Source organism: Pedobacter sp. KBS0701, from assembly GCF_005938645.2.
In the GTDB taxonomy this organism is placed as follows: Bacteria; Bacteroidota; Bacteroidia; order Sphingobacteriales; family Sphingobacteriaceae; genus Pedobacter.
The window spans coordinates 2,631,415-2,654,913 of record NZ_CP042171.1; the positions used below are offsets into that span (position 1 = coordinate 2,631,415).

The 23,499-nt window shown below is 41.6% G+C and carries 20 protein-coding genes; 7 read left to right on the forward strand and 13 right to left on the reverse strand.

Features of this window, described 5'->3' with window-relative positions; all coding sequences use genetic code 11:
• Positions 1-487: 487 nt before the first annotated feature.
• The 5 genes from FFJ24_RS10500 to FFJ24_RS26095 form a co-directional block, all read right to left on the reverse strand.
• The gene (locus tag FFJ24_RS10500; protein ID WP_138821455.1) at positions 488-1,039 is read right to left on the reverse strand and encodes a hypothetical protein; all 552 of its coding nucleotides are present in this window, start codon (positions 1,037-1,039) and stop codon (positions 488-490) included.
• A 300-nt stretch (positions 1,040-1,339) separates the two neighbouring features.
• Positions 1,340-1,951, reverse strand: a complete 612-nt coding sequence (locus FFJ24_RS10505) for a class I SAM-dependent methyltransferase (protein ID WP_138821456.1) — start codon at positions 1,949-1,951, stop codon at positions 1,340-1,342.
• A gap of 295 nt (positions 1,952-2,246) precedes the next feature.
• Positions 2,247-2,513, reverse strand: coding sequence for a helix-turn-helix domain-containing protein (locus tag FFJ24_RS10510; protein WP_138821457.1), 267 nt, complete (start codon positions 2,511-2,513; stop codon positions 2,247-2,249).
• 286 nt (positions 2,514-2,799) lie between these two features.
• Positions 2,800-3,948 (reverse strand): hypothetical protein, encoded by a 1,149-nt coding sequence (locus tag FFJ24_RS10515; protein WP_138821458.1) that lies wholly within the window; start codon positions 3,946-3,948, stop codon positions 2,800-2,802.
• Between the two features lie 34 nt (positions 3,949-3,982).
• Entirely contained in the window at positions 3,983-4,126 is a 144-nt protein-coding gene (locus tag FFJ24_RS26095) for a hypothetical protein (protein ID WP_168202394.1), read from the reverse strand.
• A gap of 281 nt (positions 4,127-4,407) precedes the next feature.
• Here FFJ24_RS26095 and FFJ24_RS10520 point away from each other — a divergent pair, with 281 nt between their 5' ends.
• Together FFJ24_RS10520 and FFJ24_RS10525 are read left to right on the forward strand one after the other, a co-directional pair.
• Positions 4,408-5,313: a sensor histidine kinase gene (locus tag FFJ24_RS10520; RefSeq protein ID WP_168202452.1), complete on the forward strand. Its 906-nt coding sequence runs from the start codon at positions 4,408-4,410 to the stop codon at positions 5,311-5,313.
• Positions 5,310-6,047 (forward strand): LytTR family DNA-binding domain-containing protein, encoded by a 738-nt coding sequence (locus FFJ24_RS10525; protein WP_138821460.1) that lies wholly within the window; start codon positions 5,310-5,312, stop codon positions 6,045-6,047. The genes FFJ24_RS10520 and FFJ24_RS10525 overlap by 4 nt, the downstream gene beginning before the upstream one ends.
• Here the strand turns inward: FFJ24_RS10525 and FFJ24_RS10530 are convergent.
• A complete protein-coding gene (locus FFJ24_RS10530) occupies positions 6,044-9,058 on the reverse strand; it encodes a lantibiotic dehydratase (RefSeq protein ID WP_138821461.1) in 3,015 nt (1,004 codons plus the stop codon). The two genes, FFJ24_RS10525 and FFJ24_RS10530, sit on opposite strands and share 4 nt — an antisense overlap.
• Before the next feature lie 88 nt (positions 9,059-9,146).
• On the opposite strand from FFJ24_RS10530, the gene FFJ24_RS10535 reads away from it, so the two are divergent.
• Together FFJ24_RS10535 and FFJ24_RS10540 are read left to right on the forward strand one after the other, a co-directional pair.
• A complete protein-coding gene (locus FFJ24_RS10535; RefSeq protein ID WP_138821462.1) occupies positions 9,147-9,617 on the forward strand; it encodes a MauE/DoxX family redox-associated membrane protein in 471 nt (156 codons plus the stop codon).
• A 61-nt stretch (positions 9,618-9,678) separates the two neighbouring features.
• Positions 9,679-9,927 (forward strand): DUF6520 family protein, encoded by a 249-nt coding sequence (locus tag FFJ24_RS10540; protein ID WP_138821463.1) that lies wholly within the window; start codon positions 9,679-9,681, stop codon positions 9,925-9,927.
• Between the two features lie 54 nt (positions 9,928-9,981).
• Here the strand turns inward: FFJ24_RS10540 and FFJ24_RS10545 are convergent, their stop codons facing one another.
• The 4 genes from FFJ24_RS10545 to FFJ24_RS10560 all read right to left on the reverse strand — a co-directional run bounded on the left by FFJ24_RS10545 (position 9,982) and on the right by FFJ24_RS10560 (position 16,294).
• On the reverse strand, positions 9,982-11,352 hold the full coding sequence (locus tag FFJ24_RS10545; RefSeq protein ID WP_138821464.1) for a RagB/SusD family nutrient uptake outer membrane protein: 1,371 nt from the start codon (positions 11,350-11,352) through the stop codon (positions 9,982-9,984).
• Positions 11,353-11,378: 26 nt separating this feature from the next.
• Positions 11,379-14,600: a SusC/RagA family TonB-linked outer membrane protein gene (locus tag FFJ24_RS10550; protein ID WP_168202453.1), complete on the reverse strand. Its 3,222-nt coding sequence runs from the start codon at positions 14,598-14,600 to the stop codon at positions 11,379-11,381.
• A gap of 16 nt (positions 14,601-14,616) precedes the next feature.
• Complete coding sequence (locus tag FFJ24_RS10555; RefSeq protein WP_138821466.1) at positions 14,617-15,957, reverse strand: TlpA disulfide reductase family protein; 1,341 nt, start codon at positions 15,955-15,957, stop codon at positions 14,617-14,619.
• A gap of 67 nt (positions 15,958-16,024) precedes the next feature.
• Positions 16,025-16,294: a hypothetical protein gene (locus FFJ24_RS10560; RefSeq protein WP_138821467.1), complete on the reverse strand. Its 270-nt coding sequence runs from the start codon at positions 16,292-16,294 to the stop codon at positions 16,025-16,027.
• Positions 16,295-16,806: 512 nt separating this feature from the next.
• Here FFJ24_RS10560 and FFJ24_RS10565 point away from each other — a divergent pair.
• Both FFJ24_RS10565 and FFJ24_RS10570 read left to right on the forward strand, forming a co-directional pair.
• Positions 16,807-17,085 carry a hypothetical protein gene (locus FFJ24_RS10565; RefSeq protein ID WP_138821468.1) on the forward strand — a complete coding sequence of 93 codons (279 nt, stop codon included), beginning with the start codon at positions 16,807-16,809 and terminating at the stop codon, positions 17,083-17,085.
• 406 nt (positions 17,086-17,491) lie between these two features.
• Entirely contained in the window at positions 17,492-17,893 is a 402-nt protein-coding gene (locus FFJ24_RS10570; protein WP_138821469.1) for a hypothetical protein, read from the forward strand.
• A 186-nt stretch (positions 17,894-18,079) separates the two neighbouring features.
• Here the strand turns inward: FFJ24_RS10570 and FFJ24_RS10575 are convergent, their stop codons facing one another.
• The 3 genes from FFJ24_RS10575 to FFJ24_RS10585 form a co-directional block, all read right to left on the reverse strand.
• Entirely contained in the window at positions 18,080-18,949 is an 870-nt protein-coding gene (locus FFJ24_RS10575; RefSeq protein ID WP_138821470.1) for a hypothetical protein, read from the reverse strand.
• A 1,315-nt stretch (positions 18,950-20,264) separates the two neighbouring features.
• Positions 20,265-20,807, reverse strand: coding sequence for a hypothetical protein (locus FFJ24_RS10580; RefSeq protein ID WP_138821471.1), 543 nt, complete (start codon positions 20,805-20,807; stop codon positions 20,265-20,267).
• 75 nt (positions 20,808-20,882) lie between these two features.
• Positions 20,883-22,490 (reverse strand): DUF262 domain-containing protein, encoded by a 1,608-nt coding sequence (locus FFJ24_RS10585; RefSeq protein ID WP_138821472.1) that lies wholly within the window; start codon positions 22,488-22,490, stop codon positions 20,883-20,885.
• Positions 22,491-23,025: 535 nt separating this feature from the next.
• Here FFJ24_RS10585 and FFJ24_RS10590 point away from each other — a divergent pair.
• Positions 23,026-23,433 (forward strand): hypothetical protein, encoded by a 408-nt coding sequence (locus FFJ24_RS10590; protein WP_210419498.1) that lies wholly within the window; start codon positions 23,026-23,028, stop codon positions 23,431-23,433.
• The last annotated feature ends 66 nt before the right edge of the window (positions 23,434-23,499 follow it).

Here is a 23,499-nt window from a genome sequence, read left to right on the forward strand (position 1 = left end):
CTTATCCAGGACCATGGCATTGCTGAGGGACAAACCGCTCAGCAGAAATGCCCAAGCTGCGACGGCATTATGACAGCCAGAAGTTCAGATAAGTGAAAGTTTCGGGGATGCAGCAATTATCCTCGCTGCAAACAGGTTACGTGCGAGGCTGCTATTGCAAAATAAACATGAAGACAAAGAAGCTCATTAAAAGAACCTAAAAAATTGGACTGTCTATATTTAGGTGTGTACTTCGGTGGAAGTGGTTCCTCCCCACTGTTGGTAGTCGACCTGTGTAAGGAAAATTTTCGGTTACAAAACATCCCTTTAACCAACTACTTGCGTACACTTCTTCAGGATCCCAATCGATATTGAATTTTACCACCAAAAGTGGGGAAGAGCCTGGAAGTGACCGATTATATAAGGCTAGGTTTCTACTACATTATTCCAACATCAATAATGTAGTCACCCCCAATTGTTTTATATCTAATGGTCTTATCTGTAGCGTTCATAATTTCTTAAATTTTTCTTGATACTCTCCATCTATTAAAAAACATAAGAAGACATGTCCTTCAAATTCATCTATATAGTAGGTTCCAAAAAATTTCCGCCCTTCTTTGTCAACACTGAGTTTATAAAATGCATGTTCATGACCGAATTGAATATCGTCATTTACGTTAGTAAATCTTATGGTATCATTGCCTATTATCCATTTTCGCTTACTTGTGAGCGCATTAAAAAGTAGAGTTTTATCGATTTTTTTTTCAATCCTTTTTAATGAATAATAGGTGTAATAATCACTGTCTATCTGCAGTACCATGTTATTTACTGACAAGGATATAATTTTGAATTTCGCCTTTTCAGTTAGAATTTCGTTATTGCTAATCTGATAACTATACGCGGCTACGCTTGAATTTGATCTTCCTCGAGTAATTAGCTTATTAGAAATCGAAACAAAATTAAGGAAAGCTGGAACGATTTTCACATTCCAAAGAGACTTTGGAGCACCCTCTTTTAACATCCAAATTTGCTTTAATGTTGTATCTTGATCATCTATCATAACTTTAATTTTCGAGACTGTGGCCAACATAAAATAATAAAAAGAAAAAATATCAAGCGTTTCATAAAAGTGAATTAAAAACCTAGAGCTTCTAAGATATGTTACATTCCGGCTATTGCCCAGGGTGGCATCTGTGACCCCGTGCTGACTAAAGGTACGGTATATTCTGGCTCTGGTACATAAAACCATCGGGCAGAGTTACGCCCGACGTTGCAGATCTCGCTTTCACCAATATAAACCGACACAATAAACCAACGTCATACACCTGATATACTATGCTAAACTTTTTAAAATCGATTGTTATTTCCGCACGCACCATGTGGTCATTGCCCTCATGTTCTGTACGTTTGTAGTCTTAATCGGCTCGTGAATCTGTCCGCCAAGTTTCTTGGTGAGTCTCACCAACATTTCCTGGTTAACCAAGAACCGCTCTGATCCGTCAGGGAGAATATACCTCCCATTTCCGATAAAACGGACCAGTGATTCAATACCGATTTCTGAGGCCAGCCGACAGAAGAAATATCCACCTGGTCTAAGTACGCGCCACATGGAGTTTAATATCGCTTCAAAATGTTCCTGGTTTTCTGCAAAATGGAGTACAGCAGAACTGATGACCAGATCAAAACTTTCATTTTCAAATGGTAATTGTTCCACAAGCCCTAATTTGAAGTTTTCTTCGGGATTGATATGAGCAAAGGCACTTGCCAGATTTTTAAGCTGTACTATCGCTTCAGGATTCTGATCTACCCCATAAACCTGTGCACCACTTCTTAAAAAGTAAAGCAGGTTTCTTCCCGTACCACATCCAGCATCCAAAACAGTTTCGCACCCATCATAAGTGCCTTTTAATAGCTGGTCGAATAAATAAATATCAATGTTTCCGAAGGTTTCCCGTATATGCTCGCTTTTCATCTCTGATGCAAAGATAATTACAAATAGTCCAGCAGGAACACTGCTGCCAAAAAAAACAAACTCGTTACAACCAATTTTCTTGCATCAGCCATTCGATTGTCGTGTTTACTTAGTGGCTTAATTTCGTTTCAGCTACTATCGCCGGAAGATTTATGATGGCATATCTATGAACAGCCTATTGTTATTGTTAGCCCAAGATATGTAGTACCAGACTTGCCCAATGCAAAGGTGAAATTAAACAAACAAGATTTACAGATTCACTAACTTTTTGAATTCCTGTTTTAGTACGAAGCCGTTACTTAGAAACTTGATCGAACCCTTCGCCGAAGAATTCTGCAAGCGTGATGTCCAATGCGGCGAGTACTTTGAGTAATGACGAGAAATACAAATCCTCCCCATTTTCATAGCGCCAAAGCTGCGTACGGTTAAGATCATGTTTAAAGGCAAATTTCTCATAATTCCGTTCCCCTTTAGCTTCTCTAAGCGAACGAATTCGTGCTCCAACCAATTTCAGAACTTCCTGTATATTCTCGCTCTCCTCTTCGTTTTTGGCTCTACTCATAACGTAAAGTAAACCAAAATGATGCGCGAGAGGTACCTCTAAAAAGAAACAGCACAATAGATACATCTTATTAGAAACAAAAAATGTATCTTTATCACACGTCATGCAATTAAAAATATGGAAATTCAGGAATTATTACACACCCCTATTAACAGACTTGGTTTCAGTACTGGTTTTTGCAAAATTTGTGAGTCCATGAATTTCACCACGCTACTAGATGTAACTTCTATTTCGCCTGAACAATTAATTAATAAAGGAGGGTTTAGCTACAGCTGGCTAGGAGAACTCAGCGGCTACTTAGATAAGAAAGGATTATTGCATCTATTGCAAAAACTACAGGAAAAAAATTACGGTTAATCCGCTGAACCATACGTTGTAAAAGGTCCCGCACGCGGGCAGCAGTATGTTGATCAATACTATAAAATTCTTTACTGAGACTTCCTGGAGAAATAACCGATTGTCTTTTACTTTGATAATGACCGGCAACACTTTTAAAAATGAATTGGAGATTCTGAGTGGCGAAAACACTTTCCTCATATAATAACCTAATCAGGCAGGAAAGGTGTGCGACCGACATCTCCAGTGGTATTTTGGGAACCGCCACTTCATCTTTATTACATACAGCTTTTTCTGTCAGCAAAATCTCTTCCTGCAACCAATCCGTTATCATCGTTTTTATGGAAGGCCAAGCCGGATTATAAACCCAATTTTTCACTTCAGGTAATGACATCATCAAGGCTTTCTGCTCCATTAGATAATCAAGCCTTTCATTTTTATCCCCAAGGTATCCAGGGGAATTCCGAATAGTATCCTGAAGATAAACCAAGAAGGAAAGGTTATTGAAATTCGAACGGACCAGTAATGAAACCAGCGGAATCTCCCCGGCTGTCGATAAAGCGTCGGATTCCAATAGTTGATTGGTGATATACCCAAAATAATGTAATGAACGAAAGCTAAATTCCACCGCCCCGATGTGATCAGACATCAGGGTAAACCACTTGGATAGGCATAAACTCAGAGCAGCATCAATATTACCCGACCGCAGTATTTTTCGGACCGCATTAATATTCCCGCTAAGTTGCGAAACCAGTCTTTGATGATACATTGCAGGTGCAACTGCATCCTCGTTAAAATATTTGGAACAGTATTTCTGCAGATGATCGATCAGCGCTAAAAATTCATTTTGGGAACTGAAGTATTGTTTTGGATTTGGCGAATGAGATAATCGAGTAGAGATAGTCGATATAACTTCAATGTGATAATGAAAATAACGCACCAGGCTGCTCTCGGGGATATTGGAAAATAATACATCTTCCCATGCTTGAAAGATTTGCCCGAACCGAGTTTTAAGATCAGTTCGGGCAGTTGTGTTGCTGTTGGAATATATTTGCTCAATCAAAATTTCTTCTATATCCTTCAGTTCATTTTTAAGCATAGCGAGGTGATTTCCTGGTGCGTCACGACTCAATTTACTTTTTGAAAATATGAGTGCTGGTTATTGTACCAGTAGCGGCGGTGGTATCCGTTTCTGATATATTACCGTTGCGCTGGAATGTCCCGTAGCGACTGTAAGTTTGTGTTCTTTTTTGCGGAAGTTTTTTGGATTTTGTCATGATTTCTATTTTTTATGTTTAAATTAATATGAATTTGATGTGAATGCACATTTATTACAGATCTCTAATGTTTCGAGGTATAAACAGCTATTTTAGCCATGGATTTATTTAAGCTTCCAATCAAGAAATTCTCATCTAACATACTAGCGATTCATGTTATTTGTTGGTCAGCCTTCATAGCGTACGAGCTTTCAATAGTCTATTTTACCATAGGAACGATAGAAAGTCCTTACATCTATTTTATTTATTACCCAATTAACATTTGTTTTTTCTACCTCTATGTGACGCTATTAAACCATACAATCATCGGTTGGAAGGTCAATTTTCTTAAATTGATTATCGGCTATTTCGTATTAGCTGTGCTGTATCTTTTGTTAAAGTATACAGCAGATTGTTTGTTGGAAGATCCACCCAACAGAACGGGAAAATCTTATGTATATATTGGAGCATTCGCTCCCCGGAATATAATAAGAGGTCTGAATTTTACCATATTAGGAACTTTTTATTGGTCTGCCAGTCATATTTCATATTTCCACAAAAAATTTCAACAATCTGAAAACAAAAAGCTAGCAATAGAAAAAACCAATGCAGAATTAGAAACACAGCTAGCGAAAACACACAACGCATACCTCCAACAACAGATCAACCCACACATGCTCTTCAATGCTCTTAACTTCGTCTATAACAATACACAAAAATACTCCGAAGACGCAGCCCACTGTATATGGCTACTTTCAGAGATCATGCGCTTCAGCCTGGAAGAAGCAGGTTCCGATGGAAAAATAAAATTAGCCAGAGAAGTCGAGCAGATTGAAAACCTCGTGGCCATCAACCGATACCGTTTTAGAGAGCCCTTATACCTCAGTGTAGAAATTGGAAACGATTTGAACAGTTACAAAATCATTCCATTGATCTTACTTACCCTAACTGAAAATATATTTAAACATGGGAATTTAACCGATCCCAAGTCACCCGCAAAGATTCAACTATCTACGGACGAAACCGGAAAGTTAACTTTTCACAGCCTGAATCTGAAAAAATCAAAGAACGGACATGCCCGCGAGCGAAAAGCACTAGGCCTTCAAAACATCAGGCTCCGGCTGGATTCATTCTACAAAGACAACTACACCCTTCAGATTAACGAACCGGGCGAATATTATGAACTCACTTTAACCCTCCGATTATGAACTTAAACTGTTATATCATTGACGACGAATACCATTCGATCGAGGTATTGGATAAATATGTTAATCAAACGCCAGGGCTAAAACTCGTTGGCAGTTCCACAAACCCACTACTCGCGCTTGAAGAACTGTGCCACGTCCCCACACCGGACATTATCCTGTTAGACGTTGACATGCCCCAATTGAATGGCCTGGATGTGGCAGACCTCATTGGTTCAGCCTCCAACATTATTTTTACCACTTCCTACCGGGAGTATGCACCGGAAGCATTTGAAAAAGATGCGGTAGATTACCTGCTCAAACCTATCCATTACTCCAGGTTTTTAAAGGCGGTTACCAAAGTACGGTCCAACCTCAGCAGTCAGACCACTCATGTTGCCTCTAGTCCTTTCTTTTTTGTGAAAAGCAATATTAAAGGAAAATTCAACCGCATCACCATCGCGGATATCCGTTACATCGAAAACATCGGCAACTACATCACTATCCACATGAAAGATGAACCAGTAACGACTTACCTCACCTTGGCAGAAGTCCTAACGAAACTACCTGAAGATAATTTTTCGAGAATACACCAATCTTTTATCGTCAACCACGCCCTTATTCAATCCTTAGAATATGGCCAGCTCAGGCTAACAGGTGGAGAGACCATTCCAATCGGCGTGACTTACCGTTCCGCCTTCCGTGAAAAGGTCCAACCGGCCTTACTGATCAGTAAAAGAGACCGGAGTAATCATTAGCCCCGAGGTTTTTCGCGGGCCAAACATGAACTCATATACTTTTGCAGGCAATAGTAAACCAGCAACTCCTGCTGTCTTTGTTTAACCGAAAAAGCCCTGTTCATCTGCATATGCACCAAATCAGCCAAAAGCCGCATTTTCTTTTCAACGGAATAGCGCTTTGTAAGGTTATCTAAAACTGTCATTTGCTTCAAAACCGGAGAAAAATGTTTGGCCAAGCCCTCATTTTTCACCAAGTCCGCTATAGTTGACTTCTTCTTCCTATACTGTCCATCCATTGCCACCGTAAGCGGTTTATCCGCCCTGAACTCTGCCATAAACTGATCCCTAACCTTTGTGCTATAATCCAGCGCATCAGCCCGGTCAGGGAAGAAACAACCGATCATGTGCATGGCAGTCAGGACAGCCACATCAAATTCGTTAAACGGGAGGCTATTGTTTTCCCTGAGTTTTAACAGCAAAACAGCAAAATGGCTTCCAGCGCCGAAAAGCTTTTCCACATCCGAAATAAGATCAGCGCCATACCGTTCTATTTCCCTCCGGTACGTGTCCCCCTGAAAATCCCGGATCAGTTTATCGTGCCCGGACGATTGAATTTTCTTCCGCAAGGCCACCAGCAAACCACCCAGGTCGGCTTCTTCCGCCCGTATTCGCAAGCGGAGGTGATAACCTTTGTCATTATAACGGATAAAAAACCAGTTTTTGATCCGCTTGGCGTAACGCTTGATAAACGGAAAAACAATTTTGACCAGTATTTCATCTGACGCCCTTGGAATACAGAAAATTTTGAGGTACAGCCAATCACTCCCCATTAAAAAATCACGTTGCGCCTCACCATCAGAAAGTACACCATCCGCTTTCGTTCCCTTAAACACTTGCTGGTCATGTGCCAAAAAAGCAATCATCTGCCCGGCTACCGGTTTCCTGCCCGAAAGAACAGACCGGTCAGGCCATAAATATTCCTGAACCGTAATCCGCTTTAGCCCCTGAATGCATTCCATAAAAAATTTTGCCTCTATTGTATTGGCCAGGTCAAAAACCAACTGCTGGTCGGTTGCCCCCAATGAAATGTGGCGGGGCAAGCGGTGCCTGCTGCGAAACCCATCCAGGGCATTCCTCCAATCAAGGGGATCACCTGCAGATAAAATCTCGAGATCAGCCTCCTTAAAACTCCATTTGGCCAGACAGAGGATTACCTTTCGGTAACAGACCCGCGGATAAAAAGGCAGTCCCGGAAAAAAACTTTCCAGACTAAAGGAAAGCCCAGCCTGTATCCCCTGATATTGCAGATCACACAACAACCTGAAAACCGGCGAATGGTTGTTCCGGAAGTTATAGGCCGTAGCCAGGCGTGGAATAACCCTTTTCTTCAGTTTCGACGACTCCAGGATCAGTTCATCCCCCTCCAGCGAAAGCAAAAGTTCACCGGGAAGGATGAGTTTTTCATCCCCCTGAGCCGGAAAGACATTTAACGGTATTTCATAAGGATATATAGCCCTGCGGCGATTGATATTATCCACGTGCAAATCAGACTGCTGGGCAATGTCCGCAAAAACAACGTCAGGATTTGCGGCAGCCTCTCTTTCCGCCAGCGCTTTGCAAAAATCATGCACCGGTTCACTAAAACAGGAAAACCTTCCGATCAGCGAAGTGGCCGTTACCCCACCCGAACTTTCAATGATCAGGTGCTCACCCGTCGAGCGGTATAGGAGCGCCTGCGTCTGGGGTAAAGGCAAAACCGTTTTTTTCAGATTTTCCAGTTCGGTGACATCCGCCTCGCTGATCTGCAGCGGCGCCCAGGGATCACGAAGGCGGTCCCCTACCCACAGCCTGAACACCAACTGCTGGACAGCCCGCCACCCAAGCGTGCGGTTCTGATCTTCAGGTTTAGGAAAAGGAATGTCTTCCAGGATATCCTGATTAGGCATAACCGGGTCCATATCCCCGTAATGCAGTCCCCCATCAGGATCCAAAGCCAGCAGCAAAGGCACCTTTTCCTGATCAAAGCGGGCACGGAAGTCACGGATAAAACGCGACAGATCCGCAGGCTGCTCCGCATTTGATAATAACTGAAGTACATGGACAGCTTTGGACAGTCCCACCTGTTCAGCACGATCAGGTCCTCCAGTATGGTTTGGCCTTTCCAGGGCAGCATAAAATGGCTGGACAAGAGGTTTATTTTCCCGTGCAATTTCCCGGATATCCCCGGCCAAAGCCGATAGTGATGCTTCACCCGATAAGGGAATCCTGCTATAATTTTTCCAGAAAACATTCCAGCCGGGTACACTCAAAAAATCCTCGATGACTTCATTACTGATTATTTTGCCTTGAGTATCATCGAAAACCGCTCCGGCTTTAAGCAAAAACTGGATGTATTCTTCCGCTTCTCCCTCTGAACAATCACTATGCTGCATAACCCAGTTCAAGACCAGATCCCTGGAGATCTTTTTTGAAGATAAAAATGAAAAGAGCTGTACATTGAATTTTTCGGCTGCTATCCCCTGCAAAGAAAAGCTAAACTCCCCCCTATCATCCAAAGATGACTTCGTATAGCGCAAAACGTCATTAAACCGATACAGCGCAGGGTTGGCGATTATTTCTTCTGGCAGGTCAGCCTCCGCCCTGTTCTTCAGTTTCCTTAAAAATTCCTGGTCTGGCAATAGGTGAAGTGCCGATTCATCGCTTCCGGCAAGCCTAACCTGACCGCCTCCTCCCCAATGGAGTAAAGTAAAAGAAGAAAAGCTCCCAAAAGGCGTGGGCCGGAAGCACATCCGGTTATAATATCTGTACAGCGTATGCTTTTGCCTATCAGAGAGTTGATCGAAATCAAATCCTTTTTTTTCAAGCGAGGTATAAAACTCCACACTGGCCAGGAAAACGGCATTTCGGAAAGCCTGTTCCTGAAGCACCTCAGGCAAACGCGAAAGATCATACCCGCTAAAGCTATAATAGGGTGCCCTTAAAAATACCTGTGGCAAAAACCGATAAACCATAGACCTACTTTCTTTCATCTCTTCATCGCTTTAAAGGGTATACTACCCATCTCATACTGTTTTAACTTTTCTAATCCCCGTTAATTTGTTTCATAATTCTTTTACCATGAAAGCAATTTTTAAATCAACCGTTCCACCACTGCTTGTACTGCTATTTATATATGCTGCTTTAAGTAAGCTTTTTACTTTTTCAGACTTTGACCAGCAGCTTCACAACCAGTCTTTTCCGGGCTGGCTAGCAGATTTTCTGTTATATTTCCTGATACCTGTAGAAATCATTACTGCGCTGCTGCTGTGTTTCAAGCGAACTATTAAAACTGGCCTGCTATTTTCATCCGCATTGCTGCTGGCCTTCACCACCTACATCGCCTTGGTCATGCTCCACTTCTGGGACAGGGTTCCCTGTTCATGTGGAGGAATACTCAGTCAAATGGGCTGGACGGCTCACCTGATATTCAACAGCATTTTTCTAATCCTTAACCTCATCGCTTTGTACTGCCATATTGCTGAAAGGGAGGTATCTAAAATAGTCGCCAACGACCAAACAGGGGAAGCTGAAAACCTGCGAAAAGAGTAAGCATCATTTGTTCACTAAAGTTTTTCTGAATGTTTTTTGATGTAATAAAGCATTCGATCTTATGAAAAGTATCAAATTAAACTTTGCTGCTATCGCATTCCTACTTGGAACAGGCATAGCAGTAGCATCTACTGCTCAAAAGGCCAATGTTAAATGGGGTTACAATGGCACCTCTTATGAACCGGTAACCGGCAATTACAGCTGCGAATCCTCTTCCAACCCTTGTACCCGTACTTATCCTGAAGGTCAAAATCCCAATGTCAATGACAGCGGCTACATTTTGCAGGAACTGGGCAACTTTTCCCAGTAGTATCTAATTAACCTTTTGAACCAGCAACCGGCATCTCGCCGGTTGCTTTTTTATTTACCGCTCATTCTGCGCGATACCGCTGGCAACTACCTCTTCGGCCGGAATTGGAAACACATAACGTTTATCTCCCGGCATCAAGGTATAGACTTGGCCGGCAACCGCCCGGGTGATAGTTTTTGCAAAGCGCGGATCTTTGTTGAGCCTCCTGAGGTCTCCCCAACGAAGTCCCCGGAAAGTGAGCTCCTTCCGTCTTTCCTGAAGAACAATCTTTAGGGCGCCCTCCGCATCTGCAGCAGTGAGGGACTGGTAGCTGCCTTTTGCCCAGCGCGTAACCAGCAGGGTATTGAGTTCTTTCATCGCCTCGGCGAACTGGCCAAGCCTGGCCAGCGATTCTGCGCGGATGAGGTACATTTCATCAACTGCCAGGCCGCCGAAAAGCTGCAGGCGGAATCCCGTATATCGCCCCTTCATATAAAAAGGAGCAGTACCTGCGAAGAATATGCTTTTCCTTAAGTCCTTATCTGCATAGAGCTGGTATAATTCATCAGCAACCGTGGTCCTGGTGGAGGAGGTAAATCCATAAGATATGAGTTTATCATAAAAGATTACTTCAGGATTGTCCGCCGCGGGAGAAGAGGGAAATGGATTGGTTGCAGTCTGACTGACGGTATTATAATCCAGCAGGGAATGATTAAGCGCAAGTGATGCTGCCGCATATTTATCCGCCAGTTCATAATTTCCCATATTCAGGTATACCCTAGCCAGTAGTGCCTCCGCTGCAGCCTTTGAGGGACGGCTTTTGAACTGAGTCTGTTGGGGCAATAACTTTTCTGCTTCAAGCAAATCACCAATCACCTGGTTGTAGACCTCCTGCACGGAAGCCCTTCCCACCTTCGCATTCACGTCTGCAGTGAGGCGCAAGGGTACCCCCGGATCCACACCAGCGGTGTTCTGGTCATAGGTTTTGGAAAACAGCTGCACCAGATTATAAAATGCAAATGCCCGGTGGAACAGCGCGCTACCTTTAGTAATGTTCCAGTTGGTCTTAGCTCCATCAGCCCCTTCCAGGTCGCTTAGGCCATCTAAGATGATATTGGTATAAAAGATTTGTTGATAAGGAAGGTTCCAGTCTGTACAAGGCTGGTTTTGATAGAGATCTACAGTCCATAAGTAGCTGTTTTTCTGCATCGCCGTGGTGAATCCAGCCACGCCGGCATCATTGGCGTAATAGTCATCACCTGAAATTTCCTGCAGTGCAGGACTGGTGTTGAATATGGTCAGGTTGTCCATTAAGGAATTGAAATCTTCCAGGGTTGTGGGAATGAGCAGCGCCTTATCAGGCTTTTTCTCCAGGAATTCCTTTTGGCAGGAGCTGAAAAGCAGCCCGGGCAGCAAAAGGAACTGGAGCAAACATAATCGTTTCATAATATTTAGTTTTAATGATTATCAATTCAAAAATCAGCTTTGATACCTACCGCAATCGTTCGGGCGGGTGGGTAATCAGCGGCAGGATAATCCGGGTCAAACCGGGTTTTTGTCGACTTCCAGATGATCCCGATGTTATTGGCATACAAATAGATTTGCACTTTACTGAGCGATAGCTGTTGCAATAGGATTTTACCAAAATCATAAGACAGGCTAATGTCCTGCAGGCGTATATTATCAGCCTTTTCTACAGTTGCCGTAGAAAAATTATAGAAACTGTCCCTCGCCGTATTGATGCTGGCAGGCATTGATGGCAGGGTTGTCAAGAGTTCATCGCCGGGCTTTTTCCAGCGCTCACTGTACCTGCCCTGAAAATAACCCTGTCCGGAAAGAATGTTCGTATAAGAAATACCTGGCTGCCTGAAATAGTAGCCCAGGCGATAGCTGATGTTTGCAGAAAGGGAAAATTGTTTGTAGCTAAAGGTATTGCGCAAGGCGCCATAGCTTACCGGCCGGGCAGGTCCGCTGTAAATCAGGTTATCTGTCGTCGCGGAGGACAATAGCTGTCCATAGTCTTTACTTATTTTGCCACCGAGATACCCCTGAGGATCGCCGTTCTGTTTATCCAGGCCGGCAAAGGCATAACTGTATACTGCATAAAAGGGTTTTCCCTGTAAAGGATAAATTTCGTCGTCGGAAAACTGTGCATACGTACTTGCTGGCTGCTGCAGCGCGTAATCCACCACTTTATCCCTTACGTGGCTAAAGAAGAAACTGGTCTGCCAACCCCACTCACCGACCAAATTCTGACTATTTAAAGTAACATCAATTCCCGCTCCACGGGTATTTGCCGTATTCCCACGAAAAGTGGTGACACCCGATGAGGGGGCAAAAGCAATGTCGCCGATCAGATCCATGCCCCGTTTTAAGTAAGGCTCTATCGTTCCGCTGATCCGGTTATTCCTGGTTGCAAAATCGAACCCAATATTGATCAGGCGGACGCGCTCCCACCTGAGCTCAGGGTTTGGGGGGTTGATGACCTGCGCATACACGGTATTAATGGCATTGCCTGTCACGTAGAGCGCAGTTGTGAAGGCAGAAAGGCTTTTATTCACATTGCCATTATAGCCGTAGGTCAGCCTCATCTTTAAATAAGGGAGCCATTCGAGCTTATAAAAATTCTCCTTATTGATATTCCAGGCGAGTCCCGCCGAATAAAGGGGCACTCCTTGCTGATTTGTTTTCACCCCGAAAAGATTACTCCGGTCAAGCCTCGCACTGGCCGAAAAGGTATAACGGTCCAAAAAAGTATATGCCGCATTCGAATAATAAGAAATATTCCGGTCGGTCAGATCGGTCATGCTGTTATAAAAAGGGATAGCTGCCAGCGAACCTGGAATGGCATACTGGGGAAACTGGCTGATGTAATCAACCCCTAAAGCCGTTGCATGGCTATCGTCATAACCATAAGCGCGGTTGCTGTTCCCCACCGTATGGAAATCACGAAGCTCGTATCCTGCAATGGCGGTGAGACTATGTTTATCATTCCATTGACGGTTAAAATTTAACTGTCCCCTCATGCTTTGACTGGTGGCGGTGAGCTCATTCAGATCGAGTATTGCACCGCGGGGAATGGCATAAGTGAGTTTCCCGTTAGCATCAACTGAAGAATAATTGTTGATCAGGTTCCGGGTAAAATAAGTTTTTTCGCTGCGCAGGTTCCTCCCGTTGGCTATGGTCTGGCCATACTGGTAAAGCAAGGAAAACGAAAGATAAGGCCTTATTTTATAGTTGGCGCCAAAATTGAGACGGTAATCAATGAGTTTCTGGGTTTTATCCGCCAGAAAGATTTCTTCCAGGGGCTTATAACTCCAGTCGAGCAGTCCCCGCTGCTGCGCGGACTCTATGAATCCCTGACGGTAGTCGTGTGTCATCGCAAGGGAATTGCCCGCGGCATCGGCAAGCCGGGCATAGGGATACAGCGAAGGGCCGTTACCCGTATTGAGCCCGATGAGGCTTATCCCGGAATTGTTGGTCACACTAGTGCTCTGGCTATAATAAAACCCGGTCGTGATCTCCAGTTTTTTATTCAGTAAATTCAGGGACTGTCCCCCATTAAAAGTATAGCGGTTCAAAATGTTTCCTACCAGGTTGTCACGGTTATGGTCATATCCTCCTGAGAGGTTAAAACGTTGGCTCTCACTCCCACCACTAAAATTCAGCGCATACTGCTGGTTAACACTCTTATGGTAAAAGTAACGGTCAAAATCTTGGCGCACATCAAGCCCAGCCAAAGCAGAAATTTGCTCATCCGCCTGGGCCGCCGTAATTTTACCATCCCTTCGGGCAATCAGCAATTCCACCACAGGCGTAATCGCCGGATTATTGAAACCCGTTTCGGCATTCAGATAAAAACCCTTGTCAAAAAGCAGTTTTTCAACGCCAATGAAATCCGCAGCAGACATCCTCGGCTGATAAAAGAGATCCGGTTTATCCCCAACCGTCGCGTTCGCAACAAACCCCATTTTCAATGGCTGGTTGTAACGTCCCTTTTTGGTGGTAATCACAATCACCCCGTTACCCGCCCGCGAACCCCAGATCGAAGCCGCAGCAGCATCCTTCAGTACCGAAATACTCTCCACATCATTGGGATTGATCGTATTGATATCCCCGTCATAAGGAAAATTATCCAACACAATCAAAGGACTGGAATTTCCATAAATCGTATTCTGTCCCCGAACACTGATCAGCCCTGCCCCTGCCGACTTTCCTTTATTGAACAGCAAGCCCGGCGTAACATCTTCGAGCCGTTCCAGCACACCGGTACTCACCCTCCGGCTGAGTAGTTTATTGTCCACCTGGACAAAAGAACCCGTAGCCCTTTCCGCCGGAAGCGTCTGGTAACCCGTGGAAACGACAACCTCATTCAACTGGGCTGCGGTAGCAGAAAGCAAAATCTCCACGGGCTGATCACCAGCAGATACCTTCAGGCGAACAGGCTCATAACCCAGGTAGGATACCAAAAGGGTAACCCTGCCCAGGGTGGTTTTTAATGCGAAACTCCCCGTTTGGTCAGTCAGCACCGCAACACCGGATTCTTCCATTTTGACGGTTGCCCCATGCAGGGGAATGCGCCCATCGGCCGCCACAACCCTGCCCTTAATTTCTTTAGCGGGCTGCTGCGCGTCCCCTGCTAAACTGTAAAGCACAAATAGTGCGGTCAGGTATAGTGATAAAATTTTCTTCATAACTAAAATTTGTGAGTTAGCGTTTACGGATAACAAGCATTTCGATCTCCGCAGGTTTTTCCACAAAGCAGAGATCATAGCGGGCCAGCGCCTTATTGATCTGCTCAATACTGCGCATATTGGCCGTGAGCTCCAGGTCAACCATGCCAGTATATCCGGTCTGGTCAATTATCGGAAGCGGATTCGCCTGTAAAGGAACCTGTAACCGTTCAATGAAAACAAAAAGGAAGCAGCTCGTTAATTTGCAGCCAAAGCCGTCCACGTAAACCGAGGGCTGCCCACCCGAGGTACGGAGTTTATCTTTTGATGAGGTACGTACTAAGGCCAGGGCCTGTACTTTCCTTTTTTCCAGCCCTATCCGGTAATCCGAGAAAAACCCTTTGAGCTCATCCTGCATTAAGGCATATGTCCGCGCACTGGACTGCTGGTTAATCATGAGCTCATAACAATATCCCCTGCCCTGCTTTAACCAGTCCAGGAAATCTGCGCTGGCTAGATTTTTCGGATCAAATTCTTCCACCAGGCCATCTTCGAGCACCGTCTCTTTTTTTTCTTTTTTATAGGCTATCCGGAACAGTTCGGGAATGGTCAGGTTACGCCCGGTAATGCGCCTCACCGGCCCGGCTGACTGTACATCCACGTCTTTATAGATGCCCCGCCCGATATTGACCACATAGCCTGACAACTGCGACCGGAAAATACCATCATTAAAATCCGACGCCTCAAAAAACAAAGGCTTACTGGCATCATAGACCATTTTCTCATCCTTTTTAACTTTCAGTTCCAACGAACCTGCATTTAACAAGGCTTTTATATTTTCAGCAGACACCGCCTCCCGGTCGGTTATCGCCTTCACCACCCCATCCGCACCGATCCACACATAATGTGGCAAAGTATGATGCGGAAAAAGCCCCACCAAAGTCGTATCCTCCGTCACCACCGGCAGCGAAAAAACCTTACCCGGCCCCAACCGCTGCAACGCCAGCTTCCTATAAAAAGCATCCACCACCTCAAAAGACTGATAAGCCACCGGAAGGAACTGCACCCGCCCCCTAAACTCCTCCTGCAAAGCCTCCATCTTGGGGATCATCGCCACACAAGGCGAACACCAGGTGGCCCAAAAATCCAGGATCAGCAGCTTTCCCCTAAAAGCCGAAAGCGGCAAAACCGCCAGATTCTGACCCGCCCCATTAAAACCTGAAACATTCCTGATCAGCACATCCGGCACCTGCTGCCCGATCGCGATTCCCTGCTGACCCGCAGACCCAGGCACAGCAACAACAGATATATTTTTATCCTGCCCATACACCCCAAAAAAAGGGCATAGCAATAGCAGGAAGCATAATTTAAGCATCATTTTGATTGATTTAAACGTAAAAAATAATTAAAAACTGAACCGTAAAAGCCCGCCTCTGCCCGATCTCCTAAACCCTCACTCCCTCAACCTTACCCTCCTCCATCAGCACCCGCACCGCCACAACCAACTCAATCAAGCCATCAAACACCTCACCAACCTCCTCCTCACCAATTCCAAGTTCCAGAAAACCCTTTTTATCATTCAACGCATAACCCTGAAAAGACTCCAGCAACACCAGCTTTACCTTGTCAACATTATAGCGATCATAAAATAATTCCAGCACCTGTTGAGCTGTTTTTAAAGAAGGCTTGCCAGAATTATCACCAGACGATATCATAAATAAATGTTTAGAGAGAAATATTTTAACTGATTAAAGCCAGACCAAAGTTTGACTTTAATCATCCGGTTGTATTCTTTGATTAAGGTTGATTGATAAAAGGCAATTGCCACACGGAATAATATCCCAACTTAATCCCGCCATTTGCCGCTGCACCCTTCCCAGACAGTACATACAGCAGGTATTCCAGCCAAAAAGTTCTGAATAATCCCCCCTACAGCAAACCCGTTATATTTTTTAGAAATAAAAGGGAAAACCTAATCGCCAGAGCAAGAACCCGAAAGCAAAAGCATAAGCCCAAAAGCAAAAAAGAAAAAAACAGGGCAGGCCGCATCATCAAAGAACCATAAAAATCATTAACCATTTAGGTCCCCGCCTGCCCTGCCACCCCTTAAACAGGATTCTTCGGCTTTAAAGCATAAAGCCTGTCAAAACGATACTTCTCATTTGGGCCCATACGCTCCGGTTTATATTTGTGTTAAAAAAAACAGGTAAAAACCAGCCCCCTCCGCATGAGAACAGGCGGATACGGACGAACCGTATTGCGAATCAGGAAAAAGATGCTTACCTTGGGATTGCGAAAAACCATTGTAGTACCCTTGCCTAAAAACCAACGGGGCTGGTACCAGGCTAAATTAACCCGCAAGGACTATGTGCGCTCTCCCACATCAACCCCTGCTCATTCGGGCTATTTTATACCTGGTAATTCCGGCACGTACTACGATGGAGAACAGATGACGTTCTTTAATAATAGTTGTAGGGAATACGCTTTTATCACTTCCTTGAAATGATAACCATTGATGGCGCTTAATTTTTTCGTTTTCATAAACGGTAATTTTATGTAAAACGATGTACCCAAAACGCGGAAGGAAACCAGATTGGAAAAACCAATAGGGCGAACTTCAATGCTTTTGCCAGTGGTACCGTCAAGAACCCCTCAAACCGAAGGTTTGAGTTTCACAAAAGACTGACATGAAGCCCGCCCTATTGAATATAAGGTATCGCGAAGATAGCAAAATCCAATAGATACGGCGAACTCACGATCAGCTCATGTGAAAGTTTGACGGTTTTCTGGCATGAGTGACATCGTAAAAAGAAAGGCTTGCACCTCACTCCTATTTGTCGCTATAATTAACTGATAACAAATATAATAAAGTTCGCACCAAAAGCAAACTTTATTTGATTTTTTTTTGATAGATGGGAAGAAAAACTGCTAAGAACACTTTAAAGATCAATCAGATAAAAGAGATTACAAAAAATGTAGGAGCTTCCTCCCGTTTGATTTCGCTTTGGGTTGATGTAGATTATACAACAGTAAGCGGTTGGAATTCGAATACATCTCAACCCAATTACGAAAATCTTAATGAAATAGGTGAGCTTTTAGAAGAAGACAATGGAAATCTTCTTGCATCTCAAGGTCGAAAAAACACAGGACTTGCTAAAGCTTTAGAAAATGAACTACAAAGGTTGCGCAAAGAAGAAGGGTTGCCCTACGAAATTGAGCAACTCGATAAGAAAAAAGGTGTGAAAGTTAAGGTTAATAACCCTAAGTTGATTAGACGGTTGAGAGAATTCGCAGAAGCGTATAAAAAGAAATAGGGAGTTTGTTTGGACAGCTGAGTAATTGGCATGGCAAAAACAAGCTCCCCCCTAATGAAAGATATTAACCCCATTTAATACTATGTTCGTTTAGGGTAACCGTAAATTAAATTCCCCAGTAAGTGGAAATTATGAAAGTAAGAAAACTTACATAATGACAAGTAAATTACAGATAGGAATGATTTATTAGTTAGTTTTTAAATCGAGATTAAGCTTCCTAGCTAGGATTTGTTTTTTTAAAAACAACTGTACTTCGGGATTTAATTGAGACCATTCAGTCGCACCGTTATCTAGTTTTTTCCAAATGAAAAATTTTTGAAAATGTTTATTTTTACCATCCATTACATCTTCATATACGAAATGAATATAGTATAAAGTTTGATTACCCGTAAATTCACCTTTATACATACTTAAACGAAATCTTGAAATTGAATTTTCATTCATTTCGACATTATCTTTTTCGACATAATTGAAACGGACAGTTTTATAAATACTATTATCGTAGGCAAAAAGTTTACTTCGAATTATCCTAGCAGGTCGTTTGCCGATGTTTCGTATTGAAATGTATGCTAAATTTTGAAGACTATCAAAACTAGTCTCTTGTAAAATAAAAATAGGTCTGTTTTGATAAAGCAATTCAGCTGTTGTTCTAGCTTGTGCATCAAATTGACTTTTTGCAATTTTAGCCTGTAGTTCAATTGCATTGAGGTTCTTTTTATTTATATTGTTTTGTATGTTGAAACGTTCGTTTTGGAGGTCTTCTTCTTCTTCTGCTCTTACTGAATCAATCCTTCGTTGATTTATACCTTCTTTAAATTGGTCTTGAGCTAGCTTCAATTGCTGATTAGCTTGTTTCAGCTGTTCTTTTCCTTGTTCTACTTGCGAAGCGGTTTTATCAAGTGATTGCTGGGAAAAATATATCGTGGTTACTAAAGCTAAAAAAGTAATTATCATCATTATGAATTGTATTATACCTTGGTTTCTTTCAAGCCAATTTTTAGGTACATTTGGTTGATTGTCTACACGCAATACAATTCTATTATTTCTTGATCTCAAAATGTAAGTCGTTAATATTCAATACAAATATATTAAACATCAAACTGACTGATGTGATTGTTGGATAATACTTTTTCCACATAATTCTTTTAAAAGTTACATTAACTAAGTTCTAATATCAATCCCATAAAAAAATTATGCTTTTGTATTAGATGATGTAGGTTCTAGTAAAATTTTGAAAAGTATCACTATTTGGAATTTATATCAAAGTCATAATCTGATTTTTCATAGGAGTGACATCGTAGATCATAGGAATGCGACCAATACTAGTAACCTTGTTGAAAAGGGATACCTAAACTTACCAAAAGATTTATATTGATACCTACACAACGTTAGCGCGTATCTTGATAGTTTAAGACCGTTGAATAAAATTTATTTAATCGAACAGTTACCGTGGCAATACGAAGTTTGGTAATGTGCTATCTGATAGAATGGATTTACCTAATTGACATTTTAAGAAAACATACTGCGCTCAACAATATGATAAAGATTATACAAAACAAGAAAAGATGCAAAACGGAAAGTCCTTTGATGCGTAGATGTGGAAAACTGGAAAAAATAAAATATTTGTTGGGGGTAGCGCTAGAAAAAACAGATCGAGGGAGTATCTATTATGTATTTGGTAATATCGATAGAAAAAGTTCTTAACTTAATGCGAAAGCAAGAAATTTGAGGAGAAGATAATTGAGATTAAAGGGATATAAAAGTTAAGTAAATCTAATATCAATCAAGATGAGAAAAAAAATAAGGAGTTTGTTTGAGCAATTGAACAATAGGCATGCCTACATTTTTATTGGATTAATACTTAGGATGAAGCAATGAGATGATTGGAGTGAAAGTAAGTTGAGGCATTTGAAAACAAAAAATAGATAAAAAGATATTATGGTTCAAAACCCTCGTTTCGTATGTTAATGACTTTTCTACTAGGTGCGGTACTCAGAGAAGCAATCTTTATTTGCACTGGCAACCCTAATAGGCCTAAAGGCGCAAATTATAATGTCATCACCTTAGCATATTTTGCAGGAGTCTATCTATTGTTAACACTCTACGCAAAGCGCAAGAATCGGAAGTCGATTGGATAAATTAAAGAGAGAAATATGCCAGAGGTAATAAACAGAGCTTGTAGAAAAGATGATGGAATTTGCAGGATAGTGATCAGACGATAGCAAGTTTACGATTTTGGTAACCTTTTTTAATACATAAACAGTGTGTTAGAAGACTTTGCAGAGAGCTAAGCAGCGACTATAAGATTTTACAGAAACAAAGTTGATTTATAACTTTAACTAGCTCAGTGATGAGGATCAGCTTTTTAAAGTTACATATTATATGACCCCCATCCAAATTCAGTTTCGAATTTCTGCCTGTAAAGTGTATTAATTTGAATTGGCGTTTTCCTCACGTATTCTTTTGCATTCTCATATTTTTCACCATTTAAGCTCTTTAAATAAGCAACCGCTTCATCTAAAGTTGGCCCAATAGCATTTTCATTGAATTTAGCTGATAAATTGGTCCATACCACAGCATCAAGGTTATGCTCTTTAGCCCAAGTTATGATGATTGATTTTACAGGGTCGGAGGAAACTTCCGATGACAAGACAAAGCCAATGTTATTACAAGTTGTTTTTTCTCTTGAACGTAAAGATTCTTTTGCCTTTGCTAAATCATCAGTCTCCATTTCTATCCATAAGGTTGTTAACTTTATGGACTGAAGATCAATTACAAGCGTGAGTCTTCCATCAGTAGATTGCCTTTTGTATTCCAAGGGCAGTTCCGGTCCATCAGGCTGCCATTCTCCTTTTATCTGTAATTTTTTTGGATCCCAAATCAAGGAGCCCCAACCTAAACAAGCTATTTTCATCCTTTTAGTGTTTCAATGGAATGGTGTTGGATCTAGAATCAATGACCGTTGCATCAAAGATCGACATTTTAAAAATCAACTCACCAGCCTATCAATCTCAGAAATTACAATTTCAGCTCGCTTCTGAAGAAAATCGTTATAGTTATCATTTTCATATAATTCCCGTTTGAGAGGAATTAAGTTACTTGTAAGAATTTCAGATAGCGTCGCTTGTGGTATGACCGTTACAAAATAGTCAGACGGTTTCTTACTAGATATTTTTTTATTTGAATCAGACGACAAAAATGTAAAATTTGCGAGACTAAATATTTTTCCTTGAGGGAACCCCTGTTTCTTTAAAAAAGAATTTGGGAAAATGTGATGATATTGCTTTCTGTTGTACTCTGATAGCGCGTCCGCGACGTCCACATTTGTTCCCTTCACCAAATCCTTAGGTGTTTGTTGAGCTAATAACAATAAAAATGCTCTAGTTAATGGATTTGCTTTTGAAAATTTTGTTTCTATTAGCTCGGCCTCGGTAACGGTTGTTCTTACAGAGTTTATTGCTGTTAGATTATTTTTCCTAATCTCCAATATTGTTTCAATATCTGCATTCATTTTTGCAGTTGTTTGACCAGTCGAATATCGATTCGAAAATGATGTCTTCCAAAACCATCGCTCTAAAGCCTTCAGTTGATCCGGGGTCTCCCGACCAGGTATGCTAAAAAATTTACAGATGGAAATAATTTGCTGCTGATAAGGTAAAAAATCTTGGTGAGCACACTTTAAATGAGTTGACAAAAAATCTATCGTTCTTTTTAAAGCCTCTGTAAACTTCTTCCAGTTATCTCTAACCTGTTCACCAGAAAGCTGGAGAATCGCTTGTGTCGTGGTGTCATTTTGTACAATAGCTGAGATTGTTTGAAGTAAAATATTGGATGTTATATCGCCAAAGTTTTTCTCATCAAGTTCTATTAATAATCCCTTGATAGATTCTAAAAGATGAAAATCATCAGTCCATGTCCAGGCAATCATAAGATCTAAAGTTGTAAGCTTTGTGCCTGTGCTATTTATCCTCTCAAAAATCATCCCCACCTCAGTTTTATTTCTGTTTTTTATTGTGACAACCGGCAGTTCATAATTTATGAGTTTAGAGAATAAATTCTGAGCAGCTTGATGATAAACATTATCTAGTGATTTTAGTGCTTCTATAAGGCTAGCGGCAGACAAAAAATTACGTAAATACATTACGTAATTACAGGTTGTATCAACCTCCGATAAAGGGACAAATCTTTCTGCTTTGAAATCGTAATAAATCTCAAAAATATTTAAATCTGGATTGTAATCAGAAGATGAGTCGTCTTGAACTGTTTTATCGCTGAATGTGGCATATACTGATGATAGTCTTTGTTGACCATCTAATACATAGTTAACCGGGTATTCCAAATCATTATCTGGTATCGCGTATCCTGCGATATTCCTTGTATGTTTTAACCTTTCCGAAGTACTCCAAAGTAGGATGCTACCGATAGGATAATTTTTGACGATACTGTCCAATAGTTCCAAAATTTGATTTTGTTTCCAAACATATGGCCGTTGAAAGGCAGGTATCCTAATGTCCCCAGAATTAATCCTGTTGATAAGTTTATCGATTTTCTCCGAAGTAGCGTTAAGTTCTGGAGTTTTTGCGTTAATTGTACTCATGCGTTAATTGATTATATACAAGTATGTATTCACAAATATAATTTTTTATCCGAAATTCACTTGGAGAAAGTTATGTAATTTACACTCAAAGGGCAACTAAGTATTACTCGAAAATTTATTAATATCCAATAAACATATTTGAGAACAGCATCAAGTGGTTCGAATAACTTTAAATAATTGAGTGGGCTCAAGAGGCTGAGGAAAGCTTGCAGATGGGCATGAAAAGACATAAAGAGTTTTTTTGAGGGTTGAGATATAGCCAACGGAAACACGCATCCTCAGATTGAAAGAGGTGAATCACAGGCTAAAGAAAGTTGTAAAAATAAGGATAGATGTTCGGATAGAGTCATTGTATAAAGTTAAAATAGTTTAGGTGTGATGTTTCATGACATACACAGATATAAAACTTTGAATTGGCGGAAAGGTGATTTAGTTATTTATTAACAGAATTCATAATTTAGCTAAATGGATATTTTTTTTTTACAACAGTGATTTACTTGATATTTTCGTAACACGCCCACTTTCGCACATCACCTTGAATTGGGAATTGACTTGGAATGATGAAACTTCGCAGTACATACCGGAAGACGCGAGCTTTACTCAGCTACTGAATGAATTATTAAATGAATTAGAAACCATCTCACCACCTATTGACTATCATAAGCATGAGGACGCACTTGCGGAAAATGTTGTTAAATTTTTAAAATGGAATATTAGCAAAGTTGAGAAAAGATGGAAGGGTGAAGATTATGACGCTATCTTAACTCAAGGTGGGTGGCATGATAAAGATTTTGAGAACCTATTGCTAGCAGCTGCTGGCAGAATAAATGCAGCAAAAATACATAACCACCTGCATTTTGATGATATGGAGAATGGTCACAGAAAACAACTTAGCTCTATTTTGACTATAATTTTATACCATAGATCTCAGAACATGAAATGAGATAAATAGGTGATTTTTTGATTATTGAATAAATAAAATTAGCATGGGGTTAATATTTTATACCTA